Annotated in this window: 21 protein-coding genes; 11 read left to right on the top strand and 10 right to left on the bottom strand. The window is 59.1% G+C overall.

Annotated features, from left to right (window positions below):
• Positions 1-69: 69 nt before the first annotated feature.
• On the bottom strand, positions 70-1110 hold the full coding sequence (locus K3727_13420; protein UWQ89808.1) for an NADP-dependent oxidoreductase: 1041 nt from the start codon (positions 1108-1110) through the stop codon (positions 70-72).
• Positions 1111-1307: 197 nt separating this feature from the next.
• Here K3727_13420 and K3727_13425 point away from each other — a divergent pair, with 197 nt between their 5' ends.
• The gene (locus tag K3727_13425) at positions 1308-2093 is read left to right on the top strand and encodes an inositol monophosphatase (GenBank protein UWQ89809.1); all 786 of its coding nucleotides are present in this window, start codon (positions 1308-1310) and stop codon (positions 2091-2093) included.
• Between the two features lie 205 nt (positions 2094-2298).
• On the opposite strand, the gene K3727_13430 is transcribed toward K3727_13425, so the two are convergent.
• The 4 genes from K3727_13430 to K3727_13445 form a co-directional block, all read right to left on the bottom strand.
• Positions 2299-3372: a DUF2235 domain-containing protein gene (locus K3727_13430; protein ID UWQ89810.1), complete on the bottom strand. Its 1074-nt coding sequence runs from the start codon at positions 3370-3372 to the stop codon at positions 2299-2301.
• Positions 3350-5647 carry a xanthine dehydrogenase family protein molybdopterin-binding subunit gene (locus K3727_13435; protein UWQ89811.1) on the bottom strand — a complete coding sequence of 766 codons (2298 nt, stop codon included), beginning with the start codon at positions 5645-5647 and terminating at the stop codon, positions 3350-3352. Before K3727_13435 ends, K3727_13430 begins: the two co-directional genes overlap by 23 nt.
• 165 nt (positions 5648-5812) lie before the next feature.
• Positions 5813-7366, bottom strand: coding sequence for an arylsulfatase (locus tag K3727_13440; GenBank protein UWQ89812.1), 1554 nt, complete (start codon positions 7364-7366; stop codon positions 5813-5815).
• A 293-nt stretch (positions 7367-7659) separates the two neighbouring features.
• Positions 7660-8562: a LysR family transcriptional regulator gene (locus tag K3727_13445; protein ID UWQ89813.1), complete on the bottom strand. Its 903-nt coding sequence runs from the start codon at positions 8560-8562 to the stop codon at positions 7660-7662.
• Between the two features lie 132 nt (positions 8563-8694).
• Between K3727_13445 and K3727_13450 the strand changes: the two genes are divergently transcribed.
• From K3727_13450 to K3727_13470, 5 genes are all read left to right on the top strand, one after another.
• Entirely contained in the window at positions 8695-9702 is a 1008-nt protein-coding gene (locus K3727_13450) for a sterol desaturase family protein (protein ID UWQ89814.1), read from the top strand.
• A gap of 66 nt (positions 9703-9768) precedes the next feature.
• Positions 9769-10593 carry a 3-methyl-2-oxobutanoate hydroxymethyltransferase gene (locus K3727_13455; protein UWQ89815.1) on the top strand — a complete coding sequence of 275 codons (825 nt, stop codon included), beginning with the start codon at positions 9769-9771 and terminating at the stop codon, positions 10591-10593.
• Positions 10594-10960: 367 nt separating this feature from the next.
• Positions 10961-14104: a valine--tRNA ligase gene (locus K3727_13460; protein ID UWQ89816.1), complete on the top strand. Its 3144-nt coding sequence runs from the start codon at positions 10961-10963 to the stop codon at positions 14102-14104.
• Between the two features lie 323 nt (positions 14105-14427).
• Positions 14428-14589: a hypothetical protein gene (locus K3727_13465; protein UWQ89817.1), complete on the top strand. Its 162-nt coding sequence runs from the start codon at positions 14428-14430 to the stop codon at positions 14587-14589.
• An 81-nt stretch (positions 14590-14670) separates the two neighbouring features.
• The gene (locus K3727_13470; GenBank protein UWQ89818.1) at positions 14671-15573 is read left to right on the top strand and encodes a fructose bisphosphate aldolase; all 903 of its coding nucleotides are present in this window, start codon (positions 14671-14673) and stop codon (positions 15571-15573) included.
• 145 nt (positions 15574-15718) lie between these two features.
• Here the strand turns inward: K3727_13470 and K3727_13475 are convergent, their stop codons facing one another.
• Complete coding sequence (locus K3727_13475) at positions 15719-16558, bottom strand: alpha/beta hydrolase (protein UWQ89819.1); 840 nt, start codon at positions 16556-16558, stop codon at positions 15719-15721.
• 106 nt (positions 16559-16664) lie between these two features.
• Between K3727_13475 and K3727_13480 the strand changes: the two genes are divergently transcribed.
• Positions 16665-17681, top strand: a complete 1017-nt coding sequence (locus tag K3727_13480; protein UWQ89820.1) for a helix-turn-helix domain-containing protein — start codon at positions 16665-16667, stop codon at positions 17679-17681.
• Positions 17682-17693: 12 nt separating this feature from the next.
• Here the strand turns inward: K3727_13480 and K3727_13485 are convergent, their stop codons facing one another.
• Positions 17694-18431, bottom strand: a complete 738-nt coding sequence (locus tag K3727_13485; protein UWQ89821.1) for a fatty acid hydroxylase — start codon at positions 18429-18431, stop codon at positions 17694-17696.
• A 56-nt stretch (positions 18432-18487) separates the two neighbouring features.
• Positions 18488-19273: a crotonase/enoyl-CoA hydratase family protein gene (locus K3727_13490; GenBank protein UWQ89822.1), complete on the bottom strand. Its 786-nt coding sequence runs from the start codon at positions 19271-19273 to the stop codon at positions 18488-18490.
• A gap of 214 nt (positions 19274-19487) precedes the next feature.
• Here K3727_13490 and K3727_13495 point away from each other — a divergent pair, with 214 nt between their 5' ends.
• Positions 19488-20594, top strand: coding sequence for a pyridoxal phosphate-dependent aminotransferase (locus K3727_13495; protein ID UWQ89823.1), 1107 nt, complete (start codon positions 19488-19490; stop codon positions 20592-20594).
• A 69-nt stretch (positions 20595-20663) separates the two neighbouring features.
• Entirely contained in the window at positions 20664-20846 is a 183-nt protein-coding gene (locus K3727_13500) for a histidinol phosphate aminotransferase (GenBank protein ID UWQ89824.1), read from the top strand.
• A gap of 353 nt (positions 20847-21199) precedes the next feature.
• Here the strand turns inward: K3727_13500 and K3727_13505 are convergent, their stop codons facing one another.
• Entirely contained in the window at positions 21200-22426 is a 1227-nt protein-coding gene (locus tag K3727_13505; protein UWQ89825.1) for an aminotransferase class V-fold PLP-dependent enzyme, read from the bottom strand.
• Positions 22427-22705: 279 nt separating this feature from the next.
• Between K3727_13505 and K3727_13510 the strand changes: the two genes are divergently transcribed.
• The gene (locus tag K3727_13510; GenBank protein UWQ89826.1) at positions 22706-24565 is read left to right on the top strand and encodes an ABC transporter ATP-binding protein/permease; all 1860 of its coding nucleotides are present in this window, start codon (positions 22706-22708) and stop codon (positions 24563-24565) included.
• Between the two features lie 316 nt (positions 24566-24881).
• Here the strand turns inward: K3727_13510 and K3727_13515 are convergent, their stop codons facing one another.
• The gene (locus K3727_13515) at positions 24882-25565 is read right to left on the bottom strand and encodes a TIGR04283 family arsenosugar biosynthesis glycosyltransferase (protein ID UWQ89827.1); all 684 of its coding nucleotides are present in this window, start codon (positions 25563-25565) and stop codon (positions 24882-24884) included.
• Positions 25566-25645: 80 nt separating this feature from the next.
• Here K3727_13515 and K3727_13520 point away from each other — a divergent pair, with 80 nt between their 5' ends.
• Positions 25646-26383 carry a folate-binding protein gene (locus K3727_13520; protein UWQ89828.1) on the top strand — a complete coding sequence of 246 codons (738 nt, stop codon included), beginning with the start codon at positions 25646-25648 and terminating at the stop codon, positions 26381-26383.
• The last annotated feature ends 6 nt before the right edge of the window (positions 26384-26389 follow it).

The raw sequence follows: 26389 nt of genomic DNA on the forward strand, positions 1-26389 counted from the left end.
GGCTCGTCCGTTTTGAAACATGCAAGGCGGGTGGTGGGTGCTTGTCCCTACCACCCAACCGGCTAGCGTTTAGACAAGCTTGACGATCTGTTTGCCGGTATTGCCACCGGTCAACATCGACATGAAGGCCGCAGGCGCATTCTCCAGGCCCTCCGCAATATCCTCCAGGAACCGAACTTCGCCCTTTGCGACCATCGGCCCGACCTCTTTCAGAAACTCCGGATAGCGGTCAAAGTGGTTCGAGATGATGAATCCGTTCACCGAGAGATATTTCACCAGAATGTTGCGCCAAATCGCGGGGGCCGGCATAACCCCGTCGGTGGCATCGGCACCCAGCCCGCCGGCGTTATACCAGCTGATCATGCCACAAATCGGAATCCGACCAAATGGGTTCATCAGAGGCATGACCGCCTCCAGAACCTTGCCGCCAACATTTTCAAAATAGATGTCGATCCCATCCGGGCAGGCATCCTTGAGGGCAACCCGCAGATCCCGCGCCGTGTCATAGGCCCTGTGATCAAGACAGGCATCAAACCCGAATGTCTCAACCGCCAACGCACATTTTTCTGCGCCCCCGGCGATACCGACAACGCGCAATCCTGCGTGTTTCGCCAATTGCCCGACCATCGACCCAACCGGGCCCGTTGCGGCAGCGACCACCAGCGTTTCACCCGCCTTGGGTCGGCCATACGCGTTCAAGCCATGCCACCCGGTAAACCCCGGCATGCCCATAACGCCGAGCGCAGCAGTAATGGGCCCCATTTTTGGATCCAGCTTTTGCAACTGGTTGGCCGGCAGAACCCCATGAGAGGCCCAGCCGAACATACCAAAGGCAAAATCACCCGGTTCAAAGGCAGAGCTCTTTGACGCAATCACCTGGCCCACTGCCCCGCCTTCCATTGGCCCCCCGACCGGCACGGGTGCAGCATAGGATTTGGCATCATCCATCCGGCCGCGCATATAGGGATCCAGCGACATATAATGCACTTTTACCAGAACCTCGCCGTCTGCCGGTGTCGGCATCGCCACCTGTTCTAGACGAAAGTTCTCGGCCACCGGTGCCCCATCCGGGCGGCTCGCCAGAACAATATGCTGCATCTGTTCACTCATCAGGTTCTCCATTCGCGACTTTGATCAACGGGTTCTTTTCCAACTCAATCTGAACTGTGTAGTTCAGTTGTCGCTTTGGCAAGAGCAAGGCCAGAGTGACCAAACGGCACGACCCCCGGCACAGTCTGACACAACCCCCCTTGGCAAGCGCGAGAGTGCGGCGTATATGCGCCCCTTGACCGAACAGGAGCCCCCAAATGATTGGCAGTGCGAATCTCAACATCATGATCAAGGCCGCCCGCAAAGCAGGCCGGTCCCTGGTCAAAGATTTCCGCGAAGTGGAAAATCTGCAGGTGTCGACCAAGGGGGCTGGCGACTTTGTCACCAAAGCCGATATTGCCGCGGAAAAAATCCTGCGCGACGAATTGTTGAACGCGCGCCCGACCTATGGCTGGATTGCCGAGGAAGGTGGCGAGATCGCGGGCAAGGACCCGACCCGGCGCTGGATCGTTGATCCGCTGGATGGCACCACCAATTTCCTGCACGGGCTGCCCCATTGGGCGGTGTCCATCGCGTTGGAACACAAGGGCCAGATCGTGGCCGGTGTGGTTTTTGACGCGGCCAAGGACGAAATGTATTTTGCCGAAAAGGGCGCTGGTGCCTGGATGAACGAATCCCGGATCCGGGTTTCAGGTCGCCACCGGATGATCGAGAGCATTTTTGCAACCGGTCTGCCCTTTGCCGGACGTGCCGATCTGCCGTTGACGCTGCAGGATCTGGCCCGTTTGATGCCCGCCTGTGCCGGTGTGCGTCGCTGGGGCTCTGCGGCGCTGGATATGGCTTATGTGGCGGCTGGTCGTTACGAAGGGTTTTGGGAACGCCGCCTGAATTCTTGGGATCTGGCGGCCGGGGTCATCATCGTGCGCGAAGCCGGTGGTCTGGTTCAGCCGTTGGATACCAATGGCGACATTCTGACGGATGGCGAAGTGATCTGCGCCAACGAACCGGTTTTTGAAACCTTCGCCAAGATCATTCGCGGCTGACAGCTTTTTCATCCCGAAACCTGAACAGGGCGCACCAAACGGTTGCGCCCTTTTGTTTGTCATCTGCTCAGACCTCCCACCCGGTTAAGGCTGATCGTTGGCTTGTAAGCCAGTCGATCCTGGGAGCGATATCGCTTTGCGAAACATGTCCCGGGTTGGGGGGGCGGTCCCCGTGGCAGCGAACACCGACCATGACAGGATCGTTTCAGGCACCATTTGATCTGGCAAACGGCAAGGACCAGCTTTTGCTTTCGGCCGGTTCGGGAACCGTGTCATGAAAACACTCGCTTGGTGTTGAACCAACCTTTCGCTTTTTGCGCATCAAAAAGATCTTGCCCCATCCCTGCCATGTGCCGACAGACGGTGCCGTTGGATCTACGGCATAGCGGTCCCGCCACCCCGTGGGCAACGGCAGGCCGCAGGTTTCCGCCTTGTCCAGCATCCAAACCAAGGAGACGTTCGACAAGGGCCGGGCCTCTTCAAACCCGCTCAGTTGACCGCCAACATCGCCATGCGCGCCGGGGAACCACATTTGTTCAACACGCCCGACCCAACCTTCGGGGCAATCCCACAGGACCGGATCGAACACTTCGCGCGTCTCATCCAAGGCCAATGCGTGATATCCCGCCTTGATCGACGGGCCCAGCATGTGATTGTGAAAAGCGTGTCGCAGTTCGGCCCAGCGCCACAGCACCGGAAGCCGCAGGCCCAGCGCCTTGACCGTATCCCAGACCCCGATCATTTCGATCTCGATCTGGTCGTGGCAATATGCTTGCGCAAATTCACGGGCATAGTGCCCTTCGGGTGCGCATTCGTAATGGCGGTAAGCCGTGCGGATGTTGCGCACGGTTGCATGTTCGGCACGCACCAGCCCCACCATGTCGATCACCCCAGCCAGAGATCGCACCGCATAGGCACCCCGCGAATACCCCATCAGGTAGATTCTGTCGCCGGGCCGATACCTAGATGCAAGGTAACCATAGGCGCGGCGGATCTGTCGGTTCAATCCGCGCCCCATCAACACATCCAGCGTCGAGCGCCAGTCGGTCCATTGGATCCCGGCCTCGTAAAACACTGACACCTGCGGTCCCATTTCGCACAGCAGTCGATAGGTCTGCCCGGCGTGGGTTTCATGCCCGGGCTCCAGCGTCGACATGGTCCCATCCAATATGATCACATGGGTCAGCGGCCCGCGCACTTTGACTTCGGGGGAATGTTCGGACCGCAACGGTCGCCCAAGCCATCCCAGAAAACGTTTAGCCAGCCGCGGTATCTGCATCCCTCAACAATTCCCAAACTCTGAGCGGAGTGAACGGCATATCGGCCTGCCGGACCCCGCGGGTCCAAAGAGCATCCTGAACCGCATTGGCGACAGCAGCCAGCGCGCCAACTGTCCCGGCTTCGCCGCAGCCTTTCATGCCCATCGGATTGGTGGTCGAGGGCACCGGTTCGGATATAAAATCAATCATGGGGGCGTCGCTCGCACGCGGCAAGGCATAGTCCATGAACGATGCCGTGAGCAGTTGTCCCGTCTCATCGAAGACCACATGCTCCATCATCGCCTGACCCAGCCCCTGAACAACCCCGCCGTGCACCTGCCCCTCGGCAAGCAACGGGTTGATAAGATTACCAAAATCATCAACCACAGTATACCGATCCACACGGGAATGTCCAGTTTCGGGATCAATCACCACCTCTGTGATGTGGGCACCGTTGGGATAAGAGCGCCCGGGCAGCTTGGCCCGCGCCGCATGGGACAACAGATCGCTGCGTCCCCGTTTGCGCGCCAGGTCGGCGGCCTCTATCAATGTGGGGGTCAGATTCGACCCCGGTGCCCGGAATGTTTCGCCATCAAAACGGATCTCGCTGTCCGCGACCCCCATCTCGTCAGCCAGAAACGGGGTAAAGGCGGCAATCATCACATCGACCGCCGCCAATGTCGCATGGGTCTGAACCGTGACTGACCGCGATCCACCGGTGCCGCCGCCCTGTTCAATCCGGTCACTGTCGCCCTGAACCACGTGGATCAGGTGGGCGGGGATGCCGGTCTGGTCGCTCAGGAACTGGGCATAGACTGTTTCATGCCCCTGTCCGTTGCTTTGGGTCCCAACATAGATGCTCACCGTGCCATCCTCGTGAAATTCGACTGTCGCGCCTTCCGAAGGATCGCCCAGAATACTTTCAATATAGTAACAGCTGCCAATCCCCCGCATCAGGCCGCGGTCTGCATCGGCGTCCCGCCGCGCGGCAAACCCTGCCAGGTCGGCCGTGTCGGTGATCCGTGTCACCAGCCGATCAAAATCACCCACGTCATAGCTCTCTCCCGTGGCTGTGGCATAGGGGAACGCCTCGGGGCGGATGAAATTGCGCTGCCTCAGCTCCCAGGGATCAATCCCCAATTCACGCGCAGCCCGGTCCATGGCGCGTTCCAGCACATAGATCGCTTCGGGCCGCCCAGCGCCGCGATAGGCGTCCACCTGTGTGGTGTTGGTGTAGATACCGCTTACCTGCATCCATGTGGTCTGAATGTTATAGACTCCGGTCAGAACCCGGCTGAACAGCTGGGTCTGGATCGCCTGGGCAAAATGCGAATTATAGGCCCCCATATTGGCCCTTGTACTGACCCGATAGGCGGTGATCTTCAGATCCGCATCAAAGGCCAGTTCGGCCAGCGACACCAGATCACGTCCACCATTGTCGCTGAGCATCGCTTCGGAGCGATCCGACATCCAGCGCACCGGCCTGCCCAGCGCGCGGGCAGCATGAGCGACACAGAAGTATTCAGGATAGGGCATCGCCTTCATGCCAAAGCCGCCCCCCACATCGGGCGTCATGACATGCAGAGCCTCGGGCTTCAGCCCCAATTTCTCGGACAGTTGCGTCTTCATTCCCCAGACGCCTTGCCCGCCATACGTAAAGTGCAGCCGGTCCCCATCCCAATCAGCAAAACAGCCGCGCGGCTCCATTGCGTTTACGATGATCCTGTTGTCCCCGACCTCCAGCGCAACCCGATGCGTGGCCATATCAAAGGCAGCCTGTGTGGCCCCTTCGTCTCCCAACCCCCAGTCAAAGGCGATATTGCCGGGCGCTTCGGGATGAATGACGTCGCCGCCGCCCATCAGGTCCAGCTTGACCGGCAGATCCTCTATGTCCAGCCAGATCAGCTCGGCCGCGTCCCGCGCCTGGTCCTGGGTCTCGGCGATGACCATTACGATGGGTTCCCCGACATAACGCACCCGATCCCGCGCCAGCATCGGCCGTTCCGGTGCCGCACCCTTTGAACCATCCCGGTTCTTGACCGTTGTGCCGCTCATCCCCACGTCAATCCCCGCCGCCTCCAGATCTGCGAGGGTCAGGATCATCTGAACGCCATCGGCCTGCCGGGCATCGTCCAGATCCAGTGCGGTGATCACTCCATGTGCCACGGGGCTGCGCAGCACATGGGCATATAACGCCTTTGCAGGGGCAACATCATCCACATAGCGCCCCTGTCCAGTCAGAAACCGCGTGTCTTCGACCCGTGTGACCGGCTGGCTCTTGCCGAATTTTTCCATGCTGCGCTCCTGATTGCGGGAAACCGTCGCATGGGACGTTAGTCTTCGGTCAATGGATGTCTAGGGGGCGGCGCAAGAATCCTGACACCACGCCCCGGCACAGCAAAAGGGCGCCCCGCAAAGAGACGCCCTTTTTTCTTAGTGACTTGTGGTGCGACCCGCGGGTCAGCCGCCCTGATTGCGCTGGAGGCTCTCGAGCACCTGGTCAATCGAGAAGCTCGCTGGTTTGGAGCGCGGCGGGTAGTCCTTGAAGGTTGCCAGGAACTGGGCGACAAATGCCTGCGCCGGTACCAGAAGATAGGTCCGCTCAATGCGCCACTGGCCATAGTTCATCGCCTCGTGCTGGGCCCGCTCGAACGGGTCGCTGTACAGATCCATGATCTTTGGCAGACGCAGGAACGTAAAGGGTTCCTCCCAGACATCGAAGCCTTCGGCGCGCTGTTCGGCAAACACGACTTTCCAACGGCCATACCGCAAATTCAGCAAATCGCCCCCATCCGAGAAATACAGGAACTCCTTGCGCGGTCCTTCGTCGGTGTCGCCCCGGAAATAAGGCATGAAATCATACCCATCCAGATGGACCGGCTCGTTCTCCTCGCCAAACGGAGCCTCGGTCAGCATCCGCTCCTTCATGTCCGGATCGCCCAGCGCCGACATGAACGTCGGGAACCAATCCAGATGGCTGATGATCTGGTGGGACTTGCGCCCCGGTTCGATCACACCCGGCCATTTGATCATCATCGGAACGCGATAGCCGCCTTCCCAGTTGTCGTTCTTTTCGCCCTTGAACGGTGTGGTACCGCCATCAGGCCAGGTGAACACTTCGGCACCGTTATCGGTGGAATACATCACCACTGTATTGTCGGCGATGCCCAGGTCGTCCAGCTTGTCGAGCAGCTGCCCCACCATGCCATCATGTTCGACCATGCCATCGGGATAAACTCCCAGCCCCGTCACCCCCTGGCTTTCGGGTTTGAGGTGCGTGTTGATATGCATCCGCGTCGAGTTGTACCACAGAAAGAATGGTTTTTCCTGCTCTACCGCACGGTCGATGAAATCGAGCGCTCCGGCGGTAACCTCTTCGTCAATGGTTTCCATACGCTTTTTGGTCAGCGGTCCGGTGTCTTCGACCTGGCCATCCGACGACGATCGGATCACCCCGCGTGGGCCAAATTTCTCGCGGAATTCCGGGTTCTTGGGGTAATCGACATTCTCGGGCTCTTCTTCGGCATTGAGATGGTACAGATTGCCGAAAAATTCATCAAACCCGTGATTGGTCGGCAACATGCTGTCGAGATCACCCAGATGGTTCTTGCCGTATTGTCCCGTCATGTACCCTTTGGACTTCATGTATTCGGCAATGGTCGGATCCTTGACGTTCATGCCTTCCTTGGCACCCGGCAGCCCCACCTTTAGCAACCCGGTCCGGAAACCCGATTGCCCCATGACGAACGAGGCACGCCCGGCCGTACAGGATTGTTCGCCATAGCCATGCGTGAACAACATGCCTTCCTGGGCAATCCGGTCGATATTGGGTGTTTCATACCCCATCATGCCCTGATTATACGCACTGACGTTCCACATGCCGATGTCATCGCCCCAGATCACCAGAACGTTTGGTCGATCCTCTTGTGCTGTGGCCCCGGTCGAAAGCGCGACAGCGCTGGTTGCGGCAAAAGCCAGCACCACGCCTGCGCGCCGCAATAAGCCAAAACTCATGATCTATTTCCTCCATACAAAATATCCCAAACCGCCAATCCTGGCAGTTCCCGTGAAAATCAGCTCTTCAAGTACAAAAATCCGATCTCGCCAGACCGTGTAAGAAATTGTCTGGCACGCGCGGCCGCTGATATCCACAAATGTGGCAATGCAACCAATCTATCAAAATCCGCTTAAATTGTGCAGGGGAAGTTTGCAGACATTGAATCCCAAACCCCGCGTCGGCGAAAACTGTCCGGTCTCAACGTGCCCAACCTGCGCCTTCGCGCGACATCAGGCAAGTCGCACTGAGTTCAGGTGGGCTGCTGGGCAACCACGTCATCGCCGACAAAATCCATAACCCAGGTCCGAAACGCACGCGCCGCCGGGCGCAAGGCACCCCGATCCGGGTAAACCAGATGATACGCCTCCTGCCCCGGCACGCGAATGTCCGGCAGGCAGGGCACCAACCCGGCCCGGCACATCGCCAGATCACTGGCCGGGGCACGGGCCAAGGCAATCCCCCCCCCCTGTGCGGCCAATTCAGCCGCCAACAGCGAATTATCCGCAAAGAAATACCGCGCCTGACCATGCGGCAGCCGCAGGTGTTCAAACAGATGCGGCCAACTGGCGCGGTGGGTCGAGACCTCGATCAGCGTATGATCCAGCAGGTCCGAGACCGCCGTGATCTGTGAGGCGATTTCGGGTGTGGCCACAGGATACAGGACCTCGCCCATCAACCGGTCCCCTTCGGCCCCGAACAGCGCCGGATTGCCAAAGACAATCTGCAAATCCGTAAACTGATTGGCGAAATCCGCGACCATATTACCGGTGCTGAGTGCCAGGTTGATCTGTGGGTGTGCCGTCTGAAACGCGGGCACCCCGCGCGCCAGCACGCCATGGGCAAACAGCAGCACCGACTGCACGAACAGCCGCTGTTCCCGGCTTTTCCCGAACAGTCCCGTGGTTGCCGTCTCCAATCGCAGCAGAGATTGCTGGACTGACGGCAGATAAGCGCGCCCGGCCTCGGTCAATGTCACTGCATGGGCATGTCGATGAAACAACGGAGTACCCAATTGGGTTTCCAGAGCTTTGACCTGCTGGCTGACGGCAGCCGCAGACATGTTCAGCTGGGCCGCCGCACGGGCAAAGCTCTCGGTGCGGGCCGCGGCCTCGAACACACGCAACCAATTGAGAGAGGGAAGACGGGTAACCATTCCGCAGGCTAAGCATAGCTTAGCCTATCCGGCAAGTCTTACCGTTCTGAATTCTTTTCACCCCACTGTACCTTGTCCCTTGCGAACACATCATCCGCCCCATGCGGTCCCCAATCAGATGAGAGACGAGACATGACCAGTCCCGCCCCCACCCAGTCCCCGCGCCCCAAACGCAAGATCTGGAATTTCACCCCTGAGCTGCCGATCCAGACCGCCCCCTATTGGAGATGGCCAATGCGCCCACTGGCCGCGCTGCGTTATCTGCTGCGCAGCTGGAACCCGCTGGCGCTGCGCGCTTTGCTGCTGGGCTTTGCCATCTTCACATGGACGTTCCTTACCCCATCGCTGGAGCGGGTTGCCACATTCAGCTGGGATTGGGTGTTCGAAATCTGGGTCCGCAACCTATGCATCCTGTTGGTCGTGGCCGGTGGATTGCATCTGGCCCTGTGGAAATTCCGCACCCAGAACGACGATTACCGCTATGACATGCGCCCCATGATGAAGGGGGCCAAGGTCTTTACATTCAAGAACCAGGTCTGGGACAACATGTTCTGGAGCCTGGGTCCCGCCCTGACCTTCTGGACCTTCTGGGAGAGCTTTATCCTGTTTGCCTATGCCAATGGCTGGGTGCGGATGATCACGCTGGACAGCAATCCGGTCTGGTTCATCGTCATGACCGTGTTCATCCCGATCTGGGCCGGGTTTCATTTCTACTGGCTGCATCGGCTGCTGCATGTGGGTCCGTTTTACACCAAAGTGCACGCCTGGCATCACCGCAACATCAACACCGGCCCCTGGTCCGGGTTGGCGATGCATCCGGTCGAAAGCTTTTTCCTGATGTTTGACACGATGATCTTCTTCCTGCTGCCGTCCCATCCGGTGCATGCCCTGTTCCTGCTGTTCCACCACGGCATCGGCGCGCCCACATCGCACGCCGGGTTCGAGCACCTGAAACTCGGGAAGTCGGGCAGATTCCTAGTCGGCGACTTCTTTCACCAACTGCATCACAGGTTCTTTGACTGCAATTATGGCACCTGGGAAACACCCTGGGACGAATGGTTCAACACCTTTCACGACGGCACCGACGAAGGCAATGAAATGGTCAAGGAACGCCGCCGCAAGATTTGGGCCGCCGAGTAAGTTCCCAGCCTCTCCCAAATCGCCGGGCCCATTGCGGCCCGGCACGCGCTTTTGCAAGGAAACGCCATGAAAAACATCTACACATTCGGCCGTCGCCCGGCCCAGCGCAACTATACCGTTCGCGACCTGCTCAACCTGAAACAGACCGGTGAACGTTTGACGATGTGCAACCCGGCCAACCAGGCGGAAATCCAGGCCTGCGTCGATGCGGGCATTGATCTGCTAACCCTGTGGGACGTGCATCTGGACATGGCCCGCGAAATCGCCCCTACCCATTTCGCGGGAACCGCAATGAACTGGGGGCAATTTGCCACCAATGACGAGATCATGCGCCACGCGATCGATTGCATGGAAAACGGCGCGGATATGTATTTCACCAACCGCTCGTATGACGTGGTTGAAATGCTCGCGCGCGAAAGTATCCCCGTGCAGGTGCATATGGGGCTCGTGCCCTCGCTCAGCCATTGGTCCGGCGGCCTGCGTGCCTTTGGCCGCAGCGCACAAGAGGCGATGCAGATCTTTGATACCTTCAAACGCTATGAGAACGCCGGTGCCTTTGCCTGTGAAATCGAATGCGTCGCCGAAGACACTCTGCGGCTGTTGAATGATCGCACATCAATCGTCACCATTTCGCTGGGGTCCGGCAATGCAGGCGACGTGATATTTCTGTTCATGGCCGATATCTGCGGCGAGGCAGATGCCCCGCCACGTCATGCCCATGCCTTTGGTGATCTGGGTCGGCTGCGCAGACAGATGTATTGCGAACGGGTTTCCGCGCTGCAAGCCTTCCAATCCGAAGTCCGCGCCAAAGCGTTTCCCTACCCGGGTCAGTCGATATCCATGCATGACGGAGAGTTGGACAAACTGCACGAGGCGCTCGACAAGCTCTAGGCGTTTCAATGGGGGCGTTGCCCCCGCAGCCGCTGGCTGCTCCCCCAAGGTATTTCGGACCAGAAAGAAGCAGCAGCGAAGCGCCCCTGACGCTTGGGCCGTCCATTCTCGCAAGGAACACTCCTGCGCAAACCCCAAGGGCAGCTTCTTCCTGGTGCGGTCATCGGCTCCTCAGCCTGTACCGCCTCAACAGACTGCCGCGATTCTGGTTAACGAATCCTTTCCGCTTCTTTCTGGTTAAAAATACCTGAAACCCGCCTGTTCCGCCCGCGCAAGCGGTGGAATGGCAAGAAATCCCCATTGCCGCCTTCCCCTTGGCGTCGCCATTGGGTAATTGATCCGGCAACTGCATGAGGGATCAAGACGCATGGCGATGGAAAAGACGTTCAACGCGGCCCAGGCCGAGGCCCGTATCTACAAAGCCTGGGAAGACGCAGGCGCGTTCAAGGCCGGCGCGAACCGGTCGCGCGACGAAAGTTTTACCATCATGATCCCGCCGCCCAACGTCACCGGCGCGCTGCACGTGGGGCATGCGTTCAACAACACCCTGCAGGACATCCTGATCCGCTGGCACCGCATGCGCGGCTTTGACACCCTGTGGCAGCCCGGTCAGGACCACGCAGGTATCGCCACCCAGATGCAGGTGGAAAAGATGCTGGCCAACACGCAGCAACCAGGGCGGCGCGAATTGGGCCGCGAGAAATTCCTGGAAAAGGTCTGGGAATGGAAGGGCGAATACGGCGGTACCATTGTTGAGCAGCTGAAGCGTCTGGGCAGCAGCTGTGACTGGGACCGCAACGCCTTTACCATGGCCGGTGCCGCGGGTGATCCCCGCGTGGGCCACGAAAACTCGCCCAATTTCCATGATGCGGTGATCAAGGTCTTTGTTGAGATGTACAACAAGGGCCTGATTTATCGCGGCAAGCGACTGGTGAATTGGGACCCGCATTTTGAGACCGCCATCTCCGATCTCGAGGTCGAAAACATCGAGACTCCGGGCCACATGTGGCACTTCAAATACCCGCTCGCGAATGGCGCCACCTACACCTATGTGGAAAAGGACGAGGACGGCAATGTCACGCTGACCGAAGAGCGCGACTATATCTCCATCGCGACCACCCGCCCCGAAACCATGCTGGGCGACGGCGCGGTTGCGGTTCACCCCTCGGACGAACGTTATGCGCCCATTGTTGGCCAGCTGTGCGAAATCCCGGTCGGCCCCAAGGAACACCGCCGCCAGATCCCGATCATCACAGACGAATATCCGGACAAGGATTTTGGCTCGGGTGCCGTGAAGATCACCGGCGCGCATGATTTCAACGACAACATGGTGGCCAAACGCGGCGGCATCCCGATGTACCGCCTGATGGACACCCGCGGCGCGATGCGGGCCGATGGCGCGCCCTACGCCGAAGAGGCAGGCAAAGCGCAGGAATACGCGCGCGGCAAAGCCTTCACCGAAACCGAAATCGACGCCATCAACCTGATCCCTGATCACCTGCGCGGTCTGGACCGGTTCGAAGCGCGCGCCCGCGTGGTCGAAGAGATTACCGCCGACGGTCTGGCCGTGATGACCCGCGCCGATAACCCGGTTCTGGGCACCAAGCTCGGTGAAGACGATGACGCGGGTGCCCAGGTCCCGCTGGTCGAGGCCAAGCCGATCATGCAGCCATTTGGCGACCGTTCGAAAGTGGTCATTGAACCGATGTTCACCGACCAGTGGTTCGTGGACGCCGAAAAGGTCGTCGGCCCAGCGTTGGGCGCGGTCAAGGACGGCACGGTCAAGATCATCCCCGAGAGCGGCGAGAAGACCTATTACCACTGGCTGGAGAACATCGAACCCTGGTGCATCTCGCGGCAGCTGTGGTGGGGCCACCAGATCCCGGTCTGGTACGGTCTGAACCTGTCGGCGGAGGATTTCAAATCGGATGCGGACACCGGCGCGCTGGATCTGGTTGAACTGGGCCAGTTGCTGAACGCAGGCGGCATGTTGCAACGCGGTGATGTACATCACTGTGCGGCCTCCTTCGAGGACGTGCAAAACCGCTTCCTGGATGACAACGCCAATATCCCCAGCCCGCTGAGCCACGCCACCATTGTCGAGGCCACAGACAAACACGACGCGATCCACAAATTCGCCGAAAGCCTCGCGCAATACGCGCTGGATCAGGATCCGACCAAGCTGATCTTTCCGGTGTGGCGCGACCCCGACGTGCTCGACACTTGGTTCTCCTCCGGCCTCTGGCCGATCGGGACCCTGGGCTGGCCTGCAGATACCGAGGAAATGCAGCGTTATTTCCCCACCGATGTGTTGATCACCGGTTTCGACATCCTGTTCTTCTGGGTCGCACGCATGATGATGATGCAGCTGGCGGTGGTCGACAACATCCCCTTCCACACCGTCTATCTGCATCAGCTGGTGCGCGACGAGAAGGGCAAAAAGATGTCCAAGACCACCGGCAACGTCATTGACCCGCTGGAGATCGTGGACGAATACGGTGCCGACGCGCTGCGGTTTACCAATGCGTCGATGGCGGCGATCGGCGGCGTGTTGAAACTGTCCAAGGACCGCATCACCGGCGCGCGCAATTTTGGCACCAAACTGTGGAACGCCTTCAGCTTTGCCGAGCATTACGAGATCCCTTATGCCAGCGGCAGCGAACGACCGACGCCGACGTTGACCCTGAACAAATGGATCATCGGCGAAACCGCCCGCGTGCGCGAAGAAGTGGACGCTGCGCTGGAAAGCTATCGGTTCAACGATGCCGCCAACGGGCTTTATGCCTTTGTCTGGGGCAAGGTCTGTGACTGGTATCTGGAATTCTCCAAACCGATCCTGCAGGGCGAAGACGAAGCCGCCAAGGCGGAAACCCAGGCCACGTTGCGCTGGGTGTTGGACCAGTGCCTGATCCTGATGCACCCGATCACGCCGTTTATCACCGAAGAGCTGTGGGGGTTGGACGACGCACGTGCCAAAATGTTGGTGCACGCCGACTGGCCGACCTATACGGCTGCTGAATTGGGTGATTCAGATGCGGATCGCGAAATGAACTGGGTGATTTCAGTGATCGAAAACACCCGCTCGGCGCGCTCGCAGATGCGGGTGCCGGCAGGGCTGTATGTGCCGATGCTGGTCAGTGAAATCGATGCCCACGGGCAAGCCGCCTGGGACCGCAACCAGGCGCTGATCAAACGTCTGGCGCGAATCGAGAGCCTGACCCAGATTGACGCTTTGCCAAAAGGCACCATTTCGATCTCTGCCCCCGGCGCGGCCTTTGGCCTGCCGCTGGCGGACATCATCGACGTGGACGCCGAAAAGGCACGTCTGGAAAAAGCCAAGGGCAAGTTGGCCAAGGAATTGGGTGGCCTGCGTGGTCGGTTGAACAATCCCAAATTCATCGCCTCGGCACCGGACGACGTGGTCGCAGAGGCCAAGGCCAATCTGGCCGCCCGCGAAGAGGAAGACAGTCGGATCGACGAAGCATTGGCCCGCCTGGCCGAAATCGCCTGAGCTGAACAGCCCCCGTCTGCCACGGGCGGGGGCTGTAGCGAGGCTCTGCCTCGCGCTCCGGGATATTTTTGGCCAGATGAACAAGGGAATCTCGGGTGCTTTTGCATGGGGTCACGACATCCCAGCCCGAATTTCGACTGGGCGCAGTCCAATTGCTGTTGCGGTTATTGCGCCCCTGACAGAAATGAGATCCCGCGGTACGGGGCAGAGTAACTGGCTTTTTGACACCTGATCGTTTCGCTTAAGGACCAGAGGATTGATCCGGGCGTGGCAACAGGCATTTGGATCCTGGTCCCCGGGCTGGTGACAAAATGCAGGAGGTCATGAACCAAGAGGTCGTGATCGACGAAACGCGGGCAGTTGCGCATGGCAATCTGGCGCGATTGGACGCTTTGAACCCGCGCGAATTTGCCATGGCTCGCGCTGCGGATCTGGACATGCGCTACAATATGGCGCGGAATGCGGGCAAATCCTTCGTCCGTTAGCGCAACACCCGTGTTGTTTCCGGTTCGATTCACGCTATAGACACCTCCAAGACATCCATATTCTTCGGAGAGTGACGCATTATGGCAAAAGACGCTTCCATCCAGCAGCAGCAATTCGACCGCATCGCCAGTGGCAAAGGCTTTATCGCCGCCTTGGACCAATCCGGCGGCTCCACCCCCAAGGCGCTGGCGCTTTATGGTGTGATGGAAGACGCCTATTCCAATGATGACGAAATGTTCGGGGAAATCCAGAAGATGCGCGCCCGCATCATCACCGCGCCCGATTTCGGCAGCGACAAGATCCTGGGGGCCATCCTGTTCGAAAAAACCATGGACAACGCCATCGACGGTATCCAGGTTCCGGTCTACCTGTGGGAAAAATGCGGTGTTGTGCCGTTCCTGAAGGTCGACAAAGGTCTGGCGGATGAGGCCAACGGTGCCCAAGTGATGAAACCGATGCCCGATCTGGACGCCTTGTTGGCACGTGCCAATGAGGCCGGAATTTTTGGCACCAAAATGCGTTCGGTCGTCAAAGAGGCCAATGCCGACGGGATCAAGGCGGTTGTCGCCCAGCAGTTCGAAGTGGGCCAGCAGATCGTCAATGCCGGTCTGGTGCCGATCATCGAGCCCGAAGTTGACATCCATTCCGCCACCAAGGCCGAAGCCGAAGACATCCTGAAGGGTGAAATCCTGGCCGCGCTGAACGCCCTGCCCGCTGACAGCAAGGTCGCGTTGAAGCTGACCATTCCGAACCAGGCGGGTTTGTATGATGACCTGGCCGATCACCCCAATGTTGTGCGCGTCGTGGCCCTGTCGGGTGGCTATTCCACCGATGATGCTTGTGAGAAGTTGGCGCAGAACACCAAGATGATCGCATCGTTCTCCCGCGCGTTGACCGAAGGTCTGAATGTCGCGATGAGCGCGGATGAGTACAACGCCGCGCTGGGGTCAAACATCGACAAGATCTATCAGGCGTCTTTGTGATAACACACATCCCCCTTCGCTGGTAAAACCGGCAGCGACAGGAATGTGTCAGGATATACAATCTTCGCCTACCGCAGAAATACTGCGGTAGGCGTTTCTTATTGATCAGAGGCAGCGCCTATCGCAACAGATGATGCGGGCTGCCTTACTTGATAAATGCCCGGATCGCTGCGGTGTATTCATCAGGAGCCTGAAACGACGCAAAATGGCTGGTCTTCTCAAGGATCAGGAATTCGGCGGATGGAATGAGATCAGCAATCATTCTGGAATGGTCCATCAGGATTGCTTCGTCAAATTCGCTTTGCACGACCAACGTTGGCACAGTCACTGATTTCAACGCCTCTGTCCCGCCGGGTTTTGAGGTGCCCCACATGGTCACAACACCACCCAGAAAAGCCTCAAATCCATCTGGTGTTGGCGACATCGCAGCATAATCCGCAGCCATCAACCCGACATAACCGCCAAACAGTTCATTGGTTTCGACAGTTGGATCAACCCCATCCAAAGTGACATTACCAGCATGCGCAAAATGGCTGGCGAGCCGATCCGGGTGAGTCTGTGAAATCGCGTATCCGATATTGGCACCATCGGACCATCCCACCAGATGCACCTTGTCGACGCCCAGATGATCCAAGAGCGCCAGATAATCGGCGGCCAACAACCCATAACTATAGTCGCTGCCATCATTTGTGGACCGGCCATGGCCACGGGTGTCGGCGACGATGACCTTGTGATCTCGCATCAGATCCGCAACCTGAGCCCCCCAGATGTCACCATGGGCCAACCCTCCGTGGATCATCAGGATCGGGGTACCATCGTCCGCCCCATAAGTGGCGTGATACATCTCGATCCCATTGACCGACACGGTGCCCGAGGATGCGGCTTGGGGCATCGCCGGAGTATCTGGAATCGACATCCAACGCTCGTCGGCCTGAACCGCAGTGGCCGTGAAAATCGCCGCAGCAGCGAGAATTTTTGCAAACATTTTGCTCTCCCTTTTATTGTGTGCCCTAATGGACCTGTCCCAAGTCTAGTGAGAAACCGGCCAAGACCGTTATGCAGCAAACGCAGATTTCAGCAGGAGCGTATCCTTGAAAAACAGAGCGATATCAACGCGCTGGTTTCCCGCATACGGGTTTTGCGAAGGTCAATCCGGACTGTTTGACAACGTGTTCACGGATTTCGATCAGCAGGCAGAGCAGCTGGCCGGACACGATCAGAGTTACCTACAGCTGACGCCGGGGGCCTTTCATGGGCGGTTTTTGTCAGCCTTTTTGGGGCCGGATGTTTCCATTCATCTGGAATACTGCAATCAGGCGCTTGAACAGGAAGTCATCGGGTCGCCCGACCATTTCACCTTTGGTGTGACCCTTGATGCGGCGACCGGGTTCACGAGCAAGGGCCGCCCCCTGTCGGAGGATCATTTCTTTCTGCTGCCGCCGTCCGGGAACCTGCATGTGATCAGCCCCAACCACGGGGTCGTGATGGCAATCGCGATCCGGAGTGACGCTTTTCTCAAACATCCCGTGCTGTCACCCGAGATCATGGAATGGGTCATGGCGCTGGAGGATGACATCGGCATCCTCCACGCACCCAGATTTGCCCACCGAATGCGCGAAGACGCAATTTCCGCGGTCGAAGGGCTGGCACAAGACAACGGGTCGGCGTCCTCGGCATTAATCGGGCAGGCCCTGATCGCGGGCATCATGTCCAAACTGGCGTTGGAGTGGAGCACTACAGCCGGAAGGCGCGCAGATGGTGCAACCCCGGTATTCAATCGGTTCGATCATTGCCGGTTTTGGCTTCGGTCTCGTGACGCCACACGGATCACCACGGATGACATCGCTCAATTTGCCAAAAGCTCGCGGCGATCTGTGGAGCAATCGTTTTCCGACAACGTATCGATGGGGCCGTTGACATATATGCGGGTGGTCAGGCTGCATGATGTGCGACGCACGATGCTGGACCCGTCGTTTCGGGATCATTCGATCGGGGATATCGCGGCCCGGCATGGGTTCTGGGATTGGAGCCGTTTCTCAAATCAATACCGTCGCCATTTTGGTGAATTACCATCGGCAACACGCAAATCCCGGGCAAACCGGTGCTAGGGTCAGGGGGCTTTAAACCCGCGCTGCCTGTTCGATCTCCTGGGAGGATAGATCGTATTTCTGGGCAAATGTTTCGCGGGCCGACATCAGGCGTGGATCATCCGGTTTCAATCCCAGTGTACGGATAAATTCAATGCGTTGCTGATCGCGCAGGGCATCCCGCGCAATCGCGGTCCCCATCACCCGGTCGATCACCTCGCCCCCGGGTGACACATGGAACCATTTGGAAAAATCCCGGAAATGATGCTGGTTGTGCAAGGTGGTGACATGACGTTCGACCCGTGTTTTACGTACCGGCAAATGTGCGGTCATGTGAAACCATTCGTACCCCAAAAAGGTCGAAACACCACCAACCAGCACAACAGCGGCGGCAATCATCATCGCATCTGCAGGTAGAACAACACGCGCCGCCGCCCAAACCAGCACAAAATTGACAACCAGCATGGGCAGGGACACCCAGATCGGGGCAAAGAACAGCTTGGGTTTGGTCGGAAAATCATGGTGCCCGTAATGCGCCTGATACAAAAGGTTGAATGCCCACTGGCGGCGCGGTGGGTTCAGGTGAAACACATGCCTGTGCAATCCGTATTCATTCAGCATCTGCGCCGGGATCCCCAACAGGATCAGCGCCCACTGCCATGTCGCGCCCTGCCAGATCAGGACCCCCACCCCCAACGCAACAGCGGCAATCATCGGTGGGATCGAATTGTGGTGAAACAGCAATGGCAGTCGGTGCACGGCGTCCCTCATTAGAACTGAACAGTGACCGGACAGGCACGACGGCCCCGTCGCGGTGGTTCATGTGCCTATTTAAAGACCGGTTTGCGACCTTGCATCTGCGCCGCAATCACTTCCATCTGTTCAGGCTTGCCGATCAGGTCCACCTGTTCCCGGCTTTCCTGCAATAGAACATCCGCCTGGGACGCCCCCGCTTCGGCGAACCCAATCAGACGCTTTGCCGCGCGGATGGCGTTGGGCCCTTTGTCGGCGATCTCGGTTGCCAGATCTTGCGCAGCGCGCAGCGGATTTTCACAGACCTGGGTTACCAATCCCCAGCGTTCGGCCTGATCCGCCGTGATGGGGCGGGCAGTATAGGTCAGCTGGCGCAAAACGTCCGAGCGTACCAGCTGTGGCAACAAGGCCATGCCCCCCATATCCGGCACGATACCCCATTTCATTTCCATAACCGCCAGCTTTGCATCCGGCCCGGCAATCCGGATATCGGCCCCCAGCGCCAGTTGCAGACCACCGCCATACACCACCCCATGCAGGGCCGCGATCACCGGAACAGGCACCCGACGCCAGACCATTGCCACTTCCTGCATTTCGTTGGCGTCTTCGTGGCTGCGCTCCATCAACCAGGCCTTGGGATCGATCTTCCCCATCTGGGCAAAGCTCATCAGATCCAGACCGGCACAGAACCCCTTGCCCTCTCCCGACAGGACGACTGCACGCGCATCCGAAGCCGCGACCTCCTGGCCTGCAGCAAGGATTGCCTTGACCATGGCATCATCCAGCGCATTCACCTTGTCGCCTCGTGTGAGGGTCACATGAGCGATATTGTCAGCATATGTCACTGATACCCGTGCCATCGCAGGTCTCCTTGTCCCGGTTTTTCCAAAGATTGCCCTGATCCCGCTTGGCATGCCACTGCAACGTGGCGGAACCCTGCCCCCGAGGCGCTGCCTGCGCCACAGGCAAGAATTTTAAAAAATTCTTGGCAAAATTCTTGCTAAGAATTTTCCACCGCCATCGGAGGCCTTCTCCCCTCTTGCGGCACCGGGCCGAGCCTGTTTATCTGCCGTCATGACCCATACCCGTTTCACGCCCCTCGCCGCCTCTCTGCCCTCGACCGTTCCGTTTGTCGGACCCGAAACCCAGGAAAGGGCGCGCGGGTCGGTTTTTGAGGCCCGGCTAGGTGCCAATGAGAATGTTTTTGGTCCGTCGCCAAAAGCAATTGCCGCAATGCAAGCAACAGCTGGGGACGTCTGGATGTACGGCGACCCCGAAAACCATGACCTACGTCAGGCTTTGGCCGCCCATCACGGCGTGCGTGCCGACAACATCATGGTAGGTGAAGGCATCGACGGATTGCTGGGATACCTCGCCCGATTGCTGGTGGCCCCCGGCGATAGCGTGGTCACGTCACAGGGCGCGTATCCCACGTTCAACTACCATGTGGCTGGGTTTGGTGGCCAAGTGCACACGGTCCCCTATACCAAAGACCACGAAGACCCGGCCGCTTTGTTTGCCAAGGCCGCCGAGGTCGATGCCAAGATTGTGTATTTGGCCAATCCCGACAACCCGATGGGCAGTTGGCATTCCGGGGCTGACATTGTCGCTGCGCTGTCGGATCTCCCCGACGGCACGCTATTGTTGCTGGACGAAGCTTATGTGGAATGCGCCCCCCCGGGGACCGCGGCACCTGTCGCGGCAGATGATCCCCGTGTCATTCGAATGCGCACGTTTTCCAAGGCGTATGGCATGGCGGGGGCCCGCGTTGGGTATGCGCTGGCGCATCCGGATCTGATTCAGGCCTTTCACAAGGTGCGCAACCATTTTGGGATGAACCGCATGGCTCAGGCCGGTGCTCTTGCAGCATTGCAGGACACAGAGTGGCTGACCCATGTTCTGCGCGAAGTCGACACGGCCCGGACCCGGATCGCGGAAATCGCGGCAGAAAACGGATTGTCTGCGCTTGCCTCGGCCACCAATTTCGTGGCCATTGATTGCGGGAAAGACGGCGAATTCGCCAAATCGGTTCTGGACGGATTGATCGCGCGGGGTATCTTTGCCCGGATGCCTTTTGCTGCTCCGCAGAACCGATGCATCCGGATCAGCTGTGGACCAGAAATCATGTTGGATGCTTTTGCCGCAGCCCTGCCCGCAGCGCTGAAGGACGCCAGAGGCTGACGCTCGCAATAGATTTACCAGACATTCACCAACTGTGCGCTATACTTTTCGCTCAGGAGGTATGGCAAAATGTCAGACAGTCATGAACGACCAAGGGCCCCTGACTACACCAATGCAGCCATTACAATGCTGGGTGTGAATCTGATGTGGATTTTTTTTGTGATCTGGGTGCTGTTTGGCGTCGTCCCGGTTCTGTTGTTGGCGCTTCTGATCAACCACGGCATTGACCGGTACGCGGCGGTTCGGAACTGAACCAGCCCGGAAGTCCATCATGGATGGTCATCCCACACGTGCGGTGAGCGGGTGGCGCATTTCGCCTGTGGCGGGGGTACCCGTTGCCCCATACACCAGCGATCATCACAGCGCGATTCGACACGTGCTCCGTCGACTTGGATGCACGAGATCGTGGATGTGCCTTCAACGTGCCCCGTTAAACCTATCCCGGAAATTTGCGCCCCGGTATTGATGAGCCCCCTAAGGCCGAGTGTGCCCCAAGCCATTTGTCACCTGGCGAACGCCACCAACGGGTGCGATGACCAGCCGCCAGGGGACGCCTATCCTCGTCGCTGGACTGCCTTCGTGGAACACCTGATGCCGAAACATCCTCACTCAGTGGAATTGTGCTGGGCCAGAACTCTTGCAGCCGCCTCGATCGCTCCGCTCCCATGTGGAATATCCAACGCCGTTAACCCAGTTTGAACACCTCCGAGCAACCCCATGATCATCTGCCCGTTCACATGTCCCATATGCCCGAACCGGAACACGCCGTCACCCGCAGGATCGCCGTCCGAAGCCATTCCCAAACCGATACCCAACGTCAATCCCAGATGACGCTCCACCCAGGATCGCAACCGGGTGCCATCCGGGGAGTCCAGCTTTAACGCCGTCACCGCATGCGATCGCAGCTCTGGTCGGGAAACGTTCAGCGCAAACGACCCACCCTGCCCCCAGGCTTCGCTCGCCGCCCAGATCGCCTGTGCCAAGACCGCGTGACGCGCCCAGACGTGCTCCATGCCTTCTTCCAGGATCATGTCCAGCGCGACCCGCAGGCCATAAAGATGATGCGTCGGCGCGGTGCCGGCAAAATACTGAAAATAAGCTTCTGGATTCGCCCGTGGGGCCCAGTCCCAATACCGCGACACACGGGGCAAACTACGCCGCCTGTCTTCGGCCTTGGGGTTGAAAAACACAAAGCCCAGACCGGGCGGAACCATCAAACCCTTTTGGCTGGCCGTAACCGCCACATCCACACCCCAGGCATCCATTTCAAACCGGTCGCACCCCATCGACGCAATGCAATCGGCCATCAACAGGGCCGGATGGTCCAGCTCATCCAGAACCGCCCGCAGTGCCCGAATGTCATTGCGGATCGAACTGGAGGTATCAACGTGAACGGCCAACACCGCTTTGATCTGATGCGCTGTATCGGCATGCAGCACATCAGCGATCCGGGCAATATCCCAACCGTTCGTGCGCCCAAAGTCCAGAATTCGGGCCTGTGCCCCGATCCCCTCGGCCATTTCCGCCCACCCCATCGCAAAGCGACCAGAGGCGGGAACCAGAACCGTTTCGCCGGGTGCCACAGTGTTGGACAGCGCGGCTTCCCAGGCAGCATGTCCATTCCCGATGTAGATCGCGGCCTGATGTCTGGTGCGTGCCACTTTGCACAGATCCGGGATCAACCCATGGGTCATCTCGACGAGTTCGCCGTTGTAGATATTGGGCGACGCCCGATGCATCGCCCGCAAAACCGCATCCGGCATTACCGATGGGCCCGGGATCGCCAGATAACTGCGCCCCTGCGCGAGGGTTCTTGCCTGTTTGCCTGCCATGACAGCCTCTCCTGAACCCGAACGAACACGGTCTTGATCACACCGCGATCATACCGCGTTCATCCGGATGAAATCCCGTAATTTTGGGCCACCTTAGCGGCGCGCCGACCAGCGTCAATCTGGGATGTTTCACAAAGCATCACGAACGCGCCTGACCCTCCCCCCCCCCGGGCAAAGCTTGCACCCGCCGACACAGCTGCTTAAATGGCCCGGGCATAAAACCCGAGGTCACCGCATGGTGCGGCGCTTGCCCTCTTCCCAACAGATGGAGCCATCTATATGAGCCGTAAACCTGCCTCCTCTGCCGGGTTGATGCGCTGGGTCTGGACCGGGTACCTGCATCGCCATCTGGGACTTCTGGGTGTTGCGCTCATGTTCATGCTGCTCGAAGGCAGCATGGTCGGGGCCGTCAGCTATATGATGCAGCCGATGTTTGACGAGATTTTCGTCAAGGGAAACACCGGATCTCTGGGTTGGGTCAGCCTGGCGTTTCTGATCATCTTCACCCTGCGGGGGCTGGCTGGTGGTGGTCAAAAAGTGCTTCTGGCCCGGATTTCCCAGGAAACCGCAGCCCATCTGCGCATGGATATTCTGAATCGCACGATCCGACAGGACCCGTCGTTTCACCAGACCCACCCGCCGGGCTTTTTGATTCAACGAATCCAAAGTGATGTGTCTGCCGTGAACCAGGTCTGGCAAGTGATCATCACCGGTGCCGGTCGCGATGCTGTGTCTCTGGTCGTTCTGATGGCCGTTGCGATCAATGTGGACTGGGCCTGGACAGCGGTGATGATGGGCGGTTTGCCGTTGCTGCTGCTGCCGATTGCCGTCGCCCAGCGGTATGTACGCAAAAAGGCGGCTCAGGCCCGCGATCTGGGAGCCACGCTGGCCACCCGGTTGGACGAGATCTTTCATGGGATTGTCCCGGTCAAGCTGAACAATCTGGAAGAATATCAAGCCGGACGGTTCAACACCCACATGAATGGCTTTGTCCGCTCGGAAGTGCGGGTGATCTTTGGTGCGGCGTCTCTCACAGCGATGATTGATTTCATGGCCGGGCTCGGGTTCATGGGGGTGCTGCTGTATGGCGGCTCTGAAATCATTCAGGGCGAAAAATCAGTTGGCCAGTTCATGAGTTTTTTCACCGCCATTGGTCTGGCCTTTGATCCCATGCGTCGTCTCGCCTCGGTCAGCGGCACCTGGCAGGTCGCCGCCGCGGCGCTGGAACGGATCAAGGAGCTTATGGATGCGCCAATCACGCTGACCTCTCCGGAAAATCCCGTTGCGGCCCCGACTGGCCTGCCCGACATCCGGTTGGACAATGTGACCCTGAAATACGGTGATTCAACAGTACTGAACAATTTGAGCCTGACCGCGGAGCCGGGAAAGACGGTCGCGTTGGTTGGCGCATCCGGTGCCGGTAAATCGACGATTTTCAACCTGTTGACACGTCTTGTCGATCCACAGGAAGGCCGCGTGAGCGTTGGCGGTGTGGCCGTGGCGGACATGGATCTGGGAGAGCTGCGCAACCTCTATTCAGTGGTCACGCAGGAGGCGCTATTGTTTGACGAAACTCTGCGCGAAAATATTCTGTTGGGACGCACGGACGTCAGCGATGCGACGTTAAAAAAGGTGCTGGACGCCGCCCATGTCAGTGATTTCCTCCCCAAGCTGGCCGATGGGTTGGACACCCAAGTCGGCCCGCGCGGGTCCGCCCTTTCGGGGGGGCAACGTCAGCGGGTGGTGATTGCACGCGCGCTTTTGCGGGACACGCCGATCTTGCTGTTGGATGAAGCGACTTCGGCTTTGGACGCGCAATCTGAGAAGGTGGTGCAGGAAGCCCTGGACCGGCTGTCCGGTGGGCGCACCACATTGGTCATTGCACACCGCCTGTCGACGATCCGGTCCGCAGATCTGATCGTCGTCATGGAACGCGGTGAGGTGGTCGACCAGGGCACGCATGACGAACTGTTGGCCCGAGGTGGTATCTATGCCGACCTCTATCGGTTGCAGTTCCAGGACGGCAAGACGTTGGTGGACCCGGAAGGCGTCGCCGCCCAGATCCGCGATGATCCTGCAGAGACCCGGCCAAGAAGCCACTGGCTGCGACGCCTGACCACGCGGATGTTCGGCATCTGACACCTGCGGCACCAAAACCGCCGGAGTGCTCCCGCCCGCTGTGCCAGCATCAAAGATGCAGACACAGCCGTTGGGCCAGGCAGTGCTGCGCACTGCCGCCCCAAACTGTCCCGTCCCGTATTATTCAGGCCGGTTCAAAGCGGGTGCGCGCGCCAGGCCCGAACCAAGCTGCCCCAAGCCATCCAAAAAGATTTCAAAAGCTTGGCCAGCCTGTGCGAATCGCGTGGGCATCGACGCACCGCAGTGCGCAAAGCGCACTGCCCGGCCCAACGGGCAAGGGGCATGAAATGCACCGATGCCGGGCGGGAGCCCTGGGTCATGGTTTGCGGTAGCTGTCTGCCAACACCTGCGGGTCAGCGCCGCAGAGATACCGGATCAGGGTCCACAGGTTGCGTCCCCCCCGTTTGAACCAGCCGGCGGCCTGATACCGCTGGGCACCCGTGCAGGCGGCGGACGGGAGCATGATCGCTCGCGGCAGGTTTCGGATCAGCGCAACATCTTCCATCAAGGGCTGATCCGGGTAGCCACCAGCGGTCTCGTAGACCTCGCGAGAGACCAGCAGCCCCTGATCGCCATAGGGCAACCCGAACACTCTGGTGCGTATATTCGCCCACCCCGCGACCCAGGCTGCACCAAAACCGGTGGCGCGAAATCGCAGCCGGAAACAGGCCGGCTCACATGCACCGCGGTTCAGATGTTCGGCAACCGAAACGGACCATCCTTCCTCTAACCGCGTATCCGCATGCAAAACCAACAGCCACGGCCGCCGGGCGCGCGCACAGCCGCGGCGCAGTTGCCCGCCACGCGATGCTGGGCCGCCAACAATCTTGGCTCCGACCTCTTCTGCAATGGTCAATGTCGCATCCCGCGACCCGCCATCCGTTATGATGACGTCGTGGATCAACCCCGCATGCAGCCCCTCCATCAAGGCCTCGAGGCAGCCCGGCAGTTCCGCCTCGGCATTCAAGGTTGGGATGATCACCGAAATCTCAGCAGGCATGGGGGTGGTTTGTCCTGTTCTTTTGCACCTGTGTTCCTATATCACCTAGACACAGCTGACCATCGAAACCGAGGGTACTCATGACCACGCGCCGCATTCTGCGTCTGACCGGAACAGACACCAGGGACTTCCTGCAAGGGCTTGTCACCAATGACGTCACCAAGCTGAACGACGGATTGGTCTATGCGGCGTTATTGACACCACAGGGCAAATATCTGGCGGACTTCTTTCTGGTGCCGGATGGCGATGCGGTTTTGCTGGATGTGGCCGCGGATCTGGCCGATGGCCTGGTCAAGCGGTTGGGCATGTACCGGCTGCGGGCCGATGTTCAGATCGAGATGACCGACCTGGGGGTGACACGCGGCACCGGCCCGGCACCCCAATCTGCTTTTGCCGATCCGCGCCACACGGATCTGGGCTGGCGCCTGTATGGCAATGCAACGGGGACCGATGACAGCGATTGGGACGCCATCCGGGTGGCCCATTGCATCCCTGAAACCGGCATTGAACTGACTGCGGACAGCTATATCCTGGAAGCGGGCTTTGAACGCTTGAACGGGGTTGATTTCCGCAAGGGCTGTTATGTCGGCCAAGAGGTCACCGCCCGGATGAAGCACAAAACCGAATTGCGCAAGGGCCTGCGCCAGGTTCGCATTCAGGGCGACGCCGATGTTGGAACCGAAATCCTGTCAGAGGGCAAAGTCGCAGGCACATTGTTCACCCATACAGACACGGTCGGGATTGCATATCTGCGGTTTGACCGGGCCCGACCCGGCATGACGGCAGGGGATGCCCGGATCGACTTGCCAGACGCGTGACCCACG

The organism is Rhodobacteraceae bacterium M382 (assembly GCA_025141015.1).
Lineage (GTDB): Bacteria > Pseudomonadota > Alphaproteobacteria > Rhodobacterales > Rhodobacteraceae > Aliisedimentitalea > Aliisedimentitalea scapharcae.